Consider the following 12,881-nt stretch of genomic DNA (forward strand, 5'->3'; position numbering starts at 1 on the left):
ACCTTTCAAATAGAAATGCAGAAGCGCCTCGATCAGCCTCGACAAACATATTCTTGATAAGCAATATTTTGTTAAAATTAATCCTACCATACCTATCGGTTTTGTCAATATAATTTCAAAAAATTTTTAACATTCTCAATTTAATCATGAAAATTAGTGCCATCTGTTACGGCTTTGACAATTCCAGTACGGATGGTAAAATCACCAAAGTGTTCACCTTCAAGCCGTTCTTTCGCATAGCGTGAAAGCAGCACCCGCAGTTCACTTAATATTTCTTCTTCACCAATGTTTTCTCGGTACATTTTGTTTAATCGGCTGCCGTCAAAGGCTGCTCCAAGGTACATATTGTATTTCCCTGGTGCCTTTCCAATAAGGGCGATTTCACCAAGACCAGGTCGAGCGCACCCGTTCGGACATCCGGTCATTCGGATGGTGATTTCTTGATTGCGAAGCCCATTTTCTTCGACAATCTCGTCGATTTTATCAATCAAGACCGGCAAATAGCGCTCTGATTCTGCCATCGCAAGTCCGCAAGTCGGCAGAGCCACGCAGGCCATCGAGCTCCGATGAAGCGCACTATATCGCTCACCGTCTGTTAGACCGAATTGATTAATCAGCTCATTTATTATTTTCTTATTCTGGGCCGATACATTGGCAATGATCAAATTTTGATTTCCTGTTAAACGGAAATCGCCAGTATGAATTTTGGCAATTTCCCGCAATGCCGTCTTCAGCTTATAATCATCAAAATCACCAACACGGCCGTTTTGAACAAACAGTGTGAAATGCCACTTTCCTTGGGCACCCTTCACCCAGCCATAGCGATCGCCGTTATCGTCAAAATGAAACGGTTTCGCTTCCTGCAGTTTCCAGCCAAGACGGTTTTCCAATTCCTCCTTGACCACTTCAAGCCCAAGGCGGTCAACGGTGTATTTAAAACGGGCGTTTTTACGGACCGAACGGTTACCATAGTCACGCTGGATTGTAATGATTTTTTCCGCGACTTCAAGGATTTGGTTGGGTTTACAGAAACCGATTACTTTAGCAAGTTGCGGGTAAGTTTCTTTGTCACCATGTGTACTGCCCATTCCGCCACCAATCGCAACGTTAAAACCTTCTAGTTTGCCATTTTCCACGATCGCAATCAGACCGAGGTCCTGTGAATAGACATCAATATCATTCGATGGCGGAACGGCAATGGCAATTTTAAACTTACGCGGTAAATAAAGCGCGCCATATATTGGCTCGACTTCCTCCGTTTCTGGGGTACCGGCCACCTTTTCTTCATCGAGCCAGATTTCATGATAGGCTCTTGTCTTTGGCATTAAACCTTCACTCAGTAATTTGGCATATTCATAGACTTCAGTATGAATCTCTGATTGATCAGGATTTGGATTGCACATCACGTTCCTGTTTACATCTCCGCAAGCGGCAAGTGTATTTAACAGCGACTGATTAATTTCCTGAATTGTTTTTTTCATATTCCATTTTAATATGCCATGCATTTGAAACGACTGGCGTGTTGTCAGTTTTAAGGTTCCGTTCGCGTATTTTTGAGCTAGGTCGTCAAGGACAAGCCATTGCTCAGGTGTTGCGATACCACCAGGCGCACGGACACGCAGCATAAATTGATACGCTGGTTCGAGTTTTTGCTTTTGGCGTTCATTGCGGAGGTCGCGGTCATCCTGGAGATAGCTACCATGGAACTTCATCAAGCGGTTGTCGTCATCGTTGATTCCTGCGCTAATCCCGTCCTGCATAGATTCCCCAAGTGAACCACGTAAATAATTGCTTTCTTCTTTGATGCGCTCAACATCGCTTGGCGGTCCGTCTGGCGCTTTTAAAATTGGTTTTACCATAAGAAACTCCTCTCCCTCCACTGTCAATATACATCACGTTGGTAACGTTTTTGTTTCTGCATCTCAGCCAAATACTCTTCAGCCTTTTTCAGGCTCATGTCGCCTTCTTTTGCGATAATTTTCAGTAATGTATGATGGACATCATGGGCCATGTGTTTTTCATCCCCGCAGATGTAAACGGCTGCCCCCTCTTCAAGCCATTCAAAAAGTTCCTTGCTGTGTTCAATCATCCGATGCTGCACATATACTTTTTTATCAGTGTCCCTAGAGAATGCCACATCCATTTTCGTTAGGACTCCGTTTTTCATCCATTTCTGCCACTCTGTTTGATATAGAAAATCTGTTGTGAAATGCTGGTCGCCGAAGAATAGCCATGATTTGCTGTTGATCCCTAGTTCTTCACGTTCCTGCATAAAAGAACGGAATGGGGCAACACCCGTTCCCGGTCCAACCATAATAATTGGCGTTTCCGGATTTCTTAGCAGCTTAAAATTTTCATTTTGTTGAATATAAATCGGTAGTGTATCCCCTGGCAGCAGGCGTTCCGCTGTAAAAATCGAGCAGACGCCTTTTCGATCCCTTCCGTGTGCCTCATAGCGAACCGCACCGATGGTCAAATGGACTTCATCAGGATTGGCCGCTAAACTGCTTGCAATCGAATAGAGACGAGCAGGCATTTTGCGGAGTACAGAAACAAACTCAAACGTCGTTTTCCCCCACGGTCCAAAGTCACGGACTAAATCAAGCAGATCGCGTCCATGGAGATAATCTTTTACTTTTCCTTCATTGCCTGAAACCAAAAGATCCTCTAAATTCTTACTGTTTGTTAATTTACTGACTTTTTCAAGCAGCGGTTTAGTTAAGATTGTAATTTCATAGTATGAGAGAAGCGCTGCGTGCAATGGACGAATATCTCCCTGTTTCACTGCCACCTTTTCTTCTGCATTCCATGGTAATTCCTGAAGTAGGAGGTCAACAAGTGCAGGATCGTTTTGCGGAAATATTCCAAGGCTGTCCCCTGGTTCAAAAGTAAGGCCAGACCCTTCAAGTGAAAGCTCAAGATGATGTGTTTCCTTATTCGAGCCGCGCCCATTCAAATTGGTATTTTCAAGCAATTCTGCATAAAAAGGATTGGTTCTAGAATAAACTGGTTCAGACACTTTTAAGACGGATGCAGAAGCAGGCACTAATGCAGCACTTTCACTCTTCCCTTCCTTTAAGCTACTAAGCACACCTTCAAGCCATTCCGCTGCCGGATCATCATACTCAAGATCGCAGTCAAAGCGCGGATAAAGCCTTGTTCCACCAAGTGCCTCGAGCCGTGAGTCAAAGTCTTTTCCGGTTTGACAGAAAAACTCGTATGAACTGTCGCCTAGAGATAAAATGGAGAAGTTAAGGTTTTCCAACTTCGGTGCCCTTGAACCATGAAGAAATTCATAGAAGGTAAGCGCATTATCCGGCGGGTCCCCTTCACCATGCGTACTAGCGATAATCAAAAGATTTTGAACTTTCTTCAGATTATTCGGTTTAAAATCACTCATCGCTGACACTGTTACTTGAAAACCTTTCCCTTCAAGTGTTGAACCAGCTTTCTTTGCAAGTCCTTGAGAGTTACCTGTCTGAGAACCATAAAGAATTGTTACTTCTTTCGTTATTGCTTTCTCTGTGCTTTGGGAAGAATGCTCAGCTGTCTTCGCAACAGTTGCACCAATTACTCCTGTAAATTGGAATGCAGCAAGATATCCGCTGAGCCACACCTTTTGGGATTCTGACAATGTAGGCAAAATGCGGTTTAAGAGCTCCACCTGCTCTTGAGAAAATGGACTGTTCAATACCTGAAGTTGCAATAATATCCACCTCACAAAGGTTATTTTTTGTAAATTAGAATTCTGGAATGTTACTAATTTTCAGTCAATATCAATTAAGAATATAATAGTTTTACTATTCCTATAAGTCAAGTGGGTTTTATCGAATTTAAAAATTACATTGTTGAAATTTACTTTTCCTTAAAAGATATGCGGTTTTCAAATATGTTGTTCGGATTCGCAGATAAATTGAAAAAGCTGCTGAGGATTTTATAAATTTACTGATGAATTTTTCGATTTGCGCATATATTTTAAAATTCGCGCATATCACCTCTAGATTCGCGCATATAATTTCATTTTCTGAAAAATTAGGGTGATTTGTTGGTTAAAATCAGTAATTAGAAAAGTACTTTATAAAAATATATTCAAAATCGCTTAAATTCGACTGCTATTAAGGGATTAAAGTTACAATATTTTAGGCTATCCGCGGATTTAAGCATTCTATCAGCGAATTTGAGTATCCTACCCGCGAATCGAAAAAAAATGCATAATACAAAAAAAGACAACCAAATTCGGTTGTCTTTCATTCATTTGCCTGGCAACGTCTTACTCTCACAGGGGGATAGCCCCCAACTACCATCAGCGCTGAGAAGCTTAACTTCCGTGTTCGGTATGGGAACGGGTGTGACCTTCTCGCTATCGCCACCAGACTATTTACTTAAGGGATCGTTCCCTCAAAACTAGATAATACAGAAGAAATAAGTTTGAATGAGTAAGCCTTGTTCATATTAAATGACTTGGTTAAGTCCTCGATCGATTAGTATCAGTCAGCTCCACATGTTACCACGCTTCCACCTCTGACCTATCAACCTGATCATCTTTCAGGGATCTTACTAGCTTGCGCTATGGGAAATCTCATCTTGAGGGGGGCTTCATGCTTAGATGCTTTCAGCACTTATCCCGTCCGCACATAGCTACCCAGCGATGCCTTTGGCAAGACAACTGGTACACCAGCGGTGCGTCCATCCCAGTCTTACAGGCAGGTTGCCCACGTGTTACTCACCCGTCCGCCGCTAACCTTCAGGAGCAAGCTCCTAAAGATTCGCTCGACTTGCATGTATTAGGCACGCCGCCAGCGTTCGTCCTGAGCCAGGATCAAACTCTCCAAGAAAGTTGATTTAGCTCGAAATTTACGTTGGCTTCACATCATTAAATGAAGTGAATAATTATTGTTTGTTGACGTTTTTGTTTGTTTAGTTTTCAAAGAACAATTGCGTCGCTTCTTAATCTTTTTTCAGAAGCAACTCTATTAATATATCAGATCGTCAGTAATAAGTCAACACTTTTTTAAATTTCTATTTCTTTATTAAGTTGTTTACTTGTTATTAACGACAGCTTTTATATATTATCACTCTCAAAATGAAACGTCAATAGTTTTTTATATATTTTTCGTTCCCGTTTACAGCCCATGATACATAGTTTTGCCTCAGATCATGTATAAAAACTACGTTTTTACATAGTAGTTTAATCAGATTTATCAAAATAACTTAGATATTGCGACCATTTCTCTCTTTTCTCCAATTTCAGCTGCCTTGGACTTCGATAAGCTATCGTTTATTCACCATTCTTTCTATTACGGTTACTTATCATCACTTTCAATTTTAATCTTTACGAAAAAAGACAACCAATTTAGGTTGTCTTTTTTCATTTGCCTGGCAACGTCCTACTCTCACAGGGGGATAGCCCCCAACTACCATCGGCGCTGAGAAGCTTAACTTCCGTGTTCGGTATGGGAACGGGTGTGACCTTCTTGCTATCGCCACCAAGCCTACATCACTGAATTTGCTTCGTTGCTGGCTTGCGGCGAGGTGAACATTTTTCCTCGAATTTGCTTTGCCGAAGGAGCAGACATTCAATGTATAATGATTTATAGAATTAATGGAAAAAGTAATTTATTCTAACGGGATCAATCCCTCAAAACTAGATAATACTGAAGAAATAAGTTAAAACGAGTGTACCATATTCATTTAAAATGACTTGTCTACTTTCGGCTCCTAGCTTTTCGGTCGTTTCGATCCGTCCCAACAAATCTAAAATTCAGGATTTCAAAACTGTATAAAAAGCTTTCAACCTATTAATATAGATTAGAGAAGTTAATTAATTTCGAATTTACGTGACCTTATTTATTAGATTGGCTCGAATCGGGGATCGTATATCGCATAGAACCACAATAATAAGCTACTGTTTTCATGCTTTTCACCCAATTTCGGTCGCTTAGAGCCTCAAAAATGAAGATTTGCCCTTCTTTCTTGGAGGAAACCGGAGTATGTCAGTAAATTTTGCCTACTATTAAGGGCTTAAAGTTACAATATTTCAGGCTATCCGCGGATTTAGGCATTCTATCAGCGAATTTGAGTCTCCTATCCGCGAATCGAAAAAAAATGCATAATACAAAAAAAAGACAACCAAATTAGGTTGTCTTTCATTCATTTGCCTGGCAACGTCTTACTCTCACAGGGGGATAGCCCCCAACTACCATCAGCGCTGAGAAGCTTAACTTCCGTGTTCGGTATGGGAACGGGTGTGACCTTCTCGCTATCGCCACCAGACTATTTATGTAAGGGATCGTTCCCTCAAAACTAGATAATACAGAAGAAATAAGTTTGAATGAGTAAGCCTTGTTCATATTAAATGACTTGGTTAAGTCCTCGATCGATTAGCTCCGGTTTCCCGAAGTTATCCCAGTCTTACAGGCAGGTTGCCCACGTGTTACTCACCCGTCCGCCGCTAACCTTCGGGAGCAAGCTCCCAAAGATTCGCTCGACTTGCATGTATTAGGCACGCCGCCAGCGTTCGTCCTGAGCCAGGATCAAACTCTCCAAGAAAGTTGATTTAGCTCGAAATTTACGTTGGCTTCACATCATTAAATGAAGTGAATAATTATTGTTTGTTGACGTTTTTGTTTGTTTAGTTTTCAAAGATCGAATTTCTCTATCGCTCAGAAGCGACTTTATAAATATACCACCCATCATATTATATGTCAACACTTTTTACTATTAAAAAGTTACTAAAATTATTGAGCAAATAGATATTTAGAATTCCTTCCTAGATTAAGGGCTTAACACTAGGCTGGACAGTTATTGTGACAATAGTTATCATTTTCTTTCAAGAAAAAAAGGAACACAAATTGTGCTCCTTCTCATCCTTTTATTCTTCATCACTTGGATCGTTTACTATTACATTTTCATCACTAGCGTCTGCGTCTAGATTGTCTGATTCATCCGTCATTTCTTCTTCTTTTTCCACTTTAGCGACTGTTGCTACAAATTCATTTTCGCTTTCTCTCATACTAATAAGTTTCACACCTTGAGTATTTCGACCCATAGTAGAAATTCCAGCTACTTCCATTCTAATTAGAACACCGCCAGTGGTAATGAGCATGAGGTCTTCTTCACCCGTTACAGCTCTGACTGAAACAAGCTCTCCATTTTTAGCAGATACATTACAAGTCTTAATTCCTTTACCGCCTCTACTTTGAATACGGTATTCTGAGGCATGGGTGCGTTTGCCATAGCCTTTCTTTGTAACAATCAGAACATCATTATTTTCTTCTAAAACTTCCATTCCTACCACTTCATCATTTGAATCTAATGTTATTCCTTTTACCCCTGTAGCTGTTCTTCCCATTGACCTAACATCTGTTTCAGGGAAGCGAATCAGCATACCTTTTTTCGTCCCAATGATGATCTCTTTATTTCCATCGGTAAGACGAACAGAAATCAGTTCATCACTTTCACGAAGACTCAATGCAATTAATCCATTGTTTCTAATATTCGCGAATGATGTTAATGGAGAGCGTTTAGAAACACCGTCTTTTGTTGTAAAGAATAAGAACCAATCATCGACAAATTCCTCAACTGGAATGATGGCGTTAATCCATTCTCCTTTTTCAATACCAAGAAGGTTAATAATTGGAATTCCTTTGGCCGTACGGCTGAATTCTGGAATTTCATATCCTTTTGAGCGATATACCTTCCCTTTGTTGGTAAAGAAAAGAATTGTATCATGCGTTGAGGTTGTGATTAAATGTTCAACGAAATCATCCTCATTTGTTCCCATTCCTTGTATCCCTCTGCCGCCACGTTTTTGGGCACGGTAAGTGGAAACAGGGAGACGCTTAATGTAACCGTTATGCGTTAGAGTAATGACGATATTTTCGCGAGGGATTAAATCCTCATCTTCAATATTTTCAATTCCCCCGGTGACAATTTCAGTCCGGCGCTTATCGTTAAAGCGTTCTTTTATTTCAAGTAATTCCTCACGAATGATTTCAAGGACTTTTTCCTCGTCAGCTAAGATAGCCTTTAATTCGGCAATTAGCTTAACTAAATTTTGATATTCCTCTTCAATCTTTTCTCTTTCTAAACCTGTTAAACGCTGCAAGCGCATATCTAAAATTGCTTGAGCCTGCTTTTCAGAAAGGTCAAACTTTGTCATTAAGCCTTCGCGGGCAATGTCAGTCGTTTGTGAACTGCGAATTAAGCTAATGACTTCATCAAGATGATCTAAAGCAACCTTCAATCCTTCTAGAATATGAGCACGAGCTTCTGCTTTGCGCAGCTCAAACTCGGTCCTTCTACGGATAATGACTTTTTGATGATCTAAGTAATACGATAAACATTGCTTAAGGTTTAATACCTTTGGATGTCCGTCAACAAGGGCTAAGGTATTAATCCCAAAGCTGGTTTGAAGAGCTGTTTGTTTATACAAATTATTTAAAAGGACGTTTGCATTTGCATCTTTACGCACTTCGATGACAATGCGCATACCTCTGCGGTCGGATTCATCTCTTAGGTCAGTAATACCATCTATTTTTTTATCACGGGCCAATTCAGCAATCTTTTCAATCAGCCTTGCTTTATTTACTTGGTAGGGTATTTCATGAACAATAATGACTTCTTTACCGTTTGATTTTTGTTCAATTTCTACCTTGGCTCTAATTGTAATTGAACCTCTGCCTGTTTCGTATGCCTTGCGAATCCCGCTCCGCCCAATAATTAACCCTCCAGTAGGAAAATCAGGGCCAGGGATAATTTCCATTAGTTCTTGAATTGTCATGTCAGGGTCATGACTAATGGCTAATACTCCATCAATGACTTCACCAAGCTGATGAGGCGGAATATTTGTTGCCATCCCAACCGCAATACCAGTAGTCCCGTTGACTAATAGGTTTGGAAATCTTGCAGGTAAGACAACAGGTTCTTTTTCCTCACCATCATAGTTGTCTTGAAAATCAATGGTATCTTTATTGATATCTCTTAATAATTCCATGGATATTTTGGACATTCTAGATTCTGTATAACGCATTGCTGCTGCAGAATCGCCATCTACTGAACCGAAGTTCCCATGGCCGTCAACAAGCATATAACGGTAGTTGAAATCCTGTGCCATCCGGACCATCGTTTCATAAACCGCCGAATCGCCGTGAGGGTGATACTTACCAATAACATCTCCAACAATACGAGCAGATTTTTTATATGGTTTGTCCGAATGCATTCCAAGATCATGCATCGCATAAAGAATACGGCGATGAACTGGTTTTAATCCATCACGAACATCTGGAAGAGCACGAGAAACGATAACACTCATCGCATAGTCAAGAAAGGAAGATTTCATCTCCTGACTAATATTAATTTCTTTAATATGTGAATTTGGTGTTTCAGCCATTTTGGTACCTCCTTTAAGTATAGAGGGTATACGAAAAAAGGAGGATAGCGGTTCCCCTCTATCCCTTATTTTCGCTTTTTCTTTGTCTAGCTCCAGCGCCTAGGGACTCGGGTCCCTGGTCAAGACGCTTCCGCTATTCTTTAAATATCTAAATTCTTTACGTATTTTGCATTTTCTTCTATGAAGTTTCGGCGAGGTTCTACTTTGTCACCCATTAACATTTCGAATGTTTCGTCTGCTTCGATTGCATCTTCAAGGTTGACTTGAAGCATGGTTCTTGTAGAAGGGTCCATTGTTGTTTCCCATAATTGTTCAGGGTTCATTTCTCCTAAACCTTTATAACGCTGGATATTAGGTTTAGGCTGACTTGGTAGCATTTCAAAAATCCTGTCGAGATCTCGGTCATTATAAGCATATTCAACGCGTTTGCCTTGTTGTACTTTATAGAGTGGCGGCTGCGCAATATAGACATAGCCAGCCTCTAAAATTTTCCTCATATAGCGATAGAAGAAGGTTAAGAGCAATGTTCGGATATGCGCGCCATCGACATCGGCATCAGTCATAATGACAATTTTATGATAACGGGCTTTAGCAATATCGAAATCTTCCCCGATTCCAGTACCAATTGCCGTGATCATTGCCCGCACTTCATTGTTTGAGAGGATTCTATCTAAACGCGCTTTCTCTACGTTCAGAATCTTACCACGGAGCGGCAAAATAGCCTGGAAGTGACGATCGCGGCCTTGTTTTGCTGAACCGCCTGCTGAGTCACCCTCAACAATATAAATTTCACTTTCAGAAGGGTCTTTTGAAGAACAGTCTGCCAATTTACCAGGTAAACTAGAAACCTCTAGAGCACTTTTTCTTCGAGTCAATTCCCTTGCCTTTTTGGCTGCAAGTCTTGCTCGAGCCGCCATTAGACCTTTGTCCACTATTTTTCTAGCCACCGTTGGGTTTTCCAATAGGAATTTTTCGAAATGATTGGCGAAAACAGCATCCGTAATTGCCCTGACTTCAGAGTTTCCGAGCTTTGTTTTCGTTTGCCCTTCAAATTGAGGGTCAGGGTGTTTGATGGAGATAATCGCTGTTATCCCTTCACGAACATCTTCCCCAGAAAGATTCGTATCATTTTCTTTAATTAGTCCATTTTTTCGAGCATAATCGTTAATCACCCTTGTTAAAGCGGTTTTAAACCCAGACTCATGGGTTCCGCCTTCATAAGTGTGGATGTTGTTTGCAAATGAGTAAATGCTTTCTGTATATCCCTCGTTATATTGTAGAGCTACCTCGATGGTAATGCCATCGCGATCACCCTCAATATAAATCGGTTCATCATGTATCACTTCTTTTGTGCGGTTTAAATGCTCTACATAGGATTTAATTCCGCCCTCATAGTGATATTCGTTTCGTTTATTTTCAACCCGCTTATCTTCAATCGTAATTTTCAATCCACGGTTCAGGAAGGCAAGCTCCCTTATCCGTGTAGCGAGGGTATCAAATTCATAAATTAACGTTTCAGTAAAAATTTCACCGTCTGGCTTAAAATGGGTGGTAGTTCCTGTCGAGTCTGCGGACCCAACAATTGCTAAATCTGCAGCTGGAACGCCTCGTTCATATTTTTGATAGTAGATATTCTCGTCCCTGCGAACGAATACTTCAAGATAGGTGGACAGGGCATTTACGACAGAAGCACCAACACCATGAAGTCCGCCGGAAACCTTGTAACCTCCGCCGCCAAATTTACCGCCGGCATGAAGAACCGTCATAATGACTTCCACGGCAGGTCTGCCCATTTTTTCTTGAATACCAACTGGTATCCCACGGCCATTATCAACAACAGTAATACTGTTATCTTCTTCAATAATGACATTGATTTCATCGCAATATCCCGCTAATGCTTCATCAATACTGTTATCGACTATTTCCCAAACGAGATGATGAAGACCTTTAACGCTCGTTGAACCAATATACATTCCTGGCCGTTTTCGAACAGCTTCAAGTCCTTCTAATACCTGTATCTGATCGGCATCATATGTTTGTTCTTCCACTGCATTCTGATCCATTGTCACTAGAAATTCACCTGCACTTTCTTAACTACACGACTGATCTATAGAAACTCTTGCATATTTCTCTGAATTGAACGTTTTTTTAATGTTCCGGAGGCAATAGGGGATAAATATACATAATCAGATGTAATAATGACTGATTTAAATATTTTTTTGGAAAGATTTATTACCTTATTTTGATGCCGGTTAAGAAATTCTAAAAAGAGCTCTGAAGAACTTACGCTCTCTTGATCCAGAATGGCAATAATATCCTTCGCCCGTATATTAAGGTCCTCTCCAATATGAATATACACTTTCTCACCCTCAATTAACTTTCTTAATGACACCAGACTCGACAATAAATGTTGAAGCTTCCTTTAAAGTCTGATGGGCAATTCCATCGACATTAGTAGTAGTCACAAAAGTTTGAACCCTACCTTGGATGGTATTGAGAAGATGAGACTGGCGATAATCATCCAATTCAGATAAAACATCATCAAGCAATAAAACGGGGTATTCCCCGATTTCAGAATAAATTAACTCAATTTCCGCAAGTTTAACTGAGAGGGCGGTTGTCCGCTGCTGACCTTGGGAACCAAAGGTTTGAACATCGCGTTTATTAACAAAAAACAATAAATCATCTCGATGGGGCCCAAATAGAGTCGTTCCACGCTCAATTTCCCGCTCCATTACTTTGTTGAATTTGTCTTGAAAGCTTGTTACCATTTTCGACAAATCTTGTTCTTCACATACATCCACTGACGGTTTATACTCGATTTCAAGTGTTTCGAGTCCTCGGGAAATGCCATGATGGATCGGCTGAGCCCATTTTTCAAGCAATCGTAAAAATTCAAACCTTTTGGCTACAATTTTTACGGCTGTTTGTATAAACTGCTCAGTTAAGATTTCCAGCATGGTTTGATCGGTCTGCTTTTTTATTTGCATCATTTTCAAATAATGATTTCGTTGTTGAAGTATTTTTTGATATTGACTCATATCATGTAAATAAATTGGCGAAACCTGGCCAATTTCCATGTCAATAAAGCGCCGTCTTATTTGCGGATTGCCTTTCACCAGGCTGAGGTCCTCCGGAGCAAACATTACCACATTAAAATTCCCAACATATTGACTTAACCGCTGCTGTTCAATATGGTTGCATTTTGCTTTTTTTCCCTTTTTGGAAATGACCAATTCAAGTGGGAGAGAGCTGTACTGTTTTTGGATTCTACCTTCTATTTTAGCATAATTTTGGTCCCAACGAATTAATTCTTTATCATTTGATGTCCTGTGGGACTTTGCCATCGCTAAAACGTAAATTGACTCCATCACATTTGTTTTTCCTTGGGCATTCTCACCTAAAATAACATTCACTTTATTTTCAAACTCTATCGTTAATTCTTCATAATTCCGATAATTTTTTAATGCTAATTGTTCAATGTGCATGA

At 40.3% G+C, this 12,881-nt stretch carries 6 protein-coding genes, 3 rRNA genes and 1 other annotated feature; all 9 genes read right to left on the reverse strand.

Features of this window, described 5'->3' with window-relative positions:
• Window positions 1–140: 140 nt before the first annotated feature.
• The 9 genes from cysI to recF all read right to left on the reverse strand — a co-directional run bounded on the left by cysI (window position 141) and on the right by recF (window position 12,879).
• Window positions 141–1,859 carry an assimilatory sulfite reductase (NADPH) hemoprotein subunit gene (gene cysI, locus BN1082_RS11550; protein ID WP_090634422.1) on the reverse strand — a complete coding sequence of 573 codons (1,719 nt, stop codon included), beginning with the start codon at window positions 1,857–1,859 and terminating at the stop codon, window positions 141–143.
• A 23-nt stretch (window positions 1,860–1,882) separates the two neighbouring features.
• Complete coding sequence (locus BN1082_RS11555) at window positions 1,883–3,706, reverse strand: assimilatory sulfite reductase (NADPH) flavoprotein subunit (RefSeq protein WP_090634424.1); 1,824 nt, start codon at window positions 3,704–3,706, stop codon at window positions 1,883–1,885.
• A gap of 551 nt (window positions 3,707–4,257) precedes the next feature.
• Window positions 4,258–4,374, reverse strand: a 5S ribosomal RNA gene (gene rrf, locus BN1082_RS11560).
• Between the two features lie 99 nt (window positions 4,375–4,473).
• Window positions 4,474–4,727: a sequence feature (23S ribosomal RNA rRNA prediction is too short), on the reverse strand.
• 647 nt (window positions 4,728–5,374) lie between these two features.
• A 5S ribosomal RNA gene (gene rrf, locus BN1082_RS11565) occupies window positions 5,375–5,491 on the reverse strand.
• Between the two features lie 665 nt (window positions 5,492–6,156).
• Window positions 6,157–6,273, reverse strand: a 5S ribosomal RNA gene (gene rrf / locus BN1082_RS11570).
• Window positions 6,274–6,871: 598 nt separating this feature from the next.
• Entirely contained in the window at window positions 6,872–9,391 is a 2,520-nt protein-coding gene (gene gyrA / locus BN1082_RS11575) for a DNA gyrase subunit A (RefSeq protein ID WP_090634426.1), read from the reverse strand.
• Between the two features lie 140 nt (window positions 9,392–9,531).
• Window positions 9,532–11,454, reverse strand: coding sequence for a DNA topoisomerase (ATP-hydrolyzing) subunit B (gene gyrB / locus BN1082_RS11580; protein WP_090634990.1), 1,923 nt, complete (start codon window positions 11,452–11,454; stop codon window positions 9,532–9,534).
• 44 nt (window positions 11,455–11,498) lie between these two features.
• A complete protein-coding gene (gene remB, locus BN1082_RS11585; RefSeq protein ID WP_342666647.1) occupies window positions 11,499–11,783 on the reverse strand; it encodes an extracellular matrix regulator RemB in 285 nt (94 codons plus the stop codon).
• Entirely contained in the window at window positions 11,761–12,879 is a 1,119-nt protein-coding gene (recF, locus tag BN1082_RS11590; RefSeq protein ID WP_090634429.1) for a DNA replication/repair protein RecF, read from the reverse strand. The genes remB and recF overlap by 23 nt, the downstream gene beginning before the upstream one ends.
• Window positions 12,880–12,881: the final 2 nt, after the last annotated feature.

The sequence above is a fragment of the Neobacillus massiliamazoniensis genome (assembly GCF_001048695.1).
GTDB lineage: Bacteria > Bacillota > Bacilli > Bacillales > Cytobacillaceae > Neobacillus > Neobacillus massiliamazoniensis.

Coding starts and splice junctions, on each gene's coding strand:
- recF (WP_090634429.1), bottom strand. CDS start 12,879: ATGCACATTGAACAATTAGCATTAAAAAATTATCGGAATTATGAAGAA.
- cysI (WP_090634422.1), bottom strand. CDS start 1,859: ATGGTAAAACCAATTTTAAAAGCGCCAGACGGACCGCCAAGCGATGTT.
- gyrA (WP_090634426.1), bottom strand. CDS start 9,391: ATGGCTGAAACACCAAATTCACATATTAAAGAAATTAATATTAGTCAG.
- gyrB (WP_090634990.1), bottom strand. CDS start 11,454: ATGGATCAGAATGCAGTGGAAGAACAAACATATGATGCCGATCAGATA.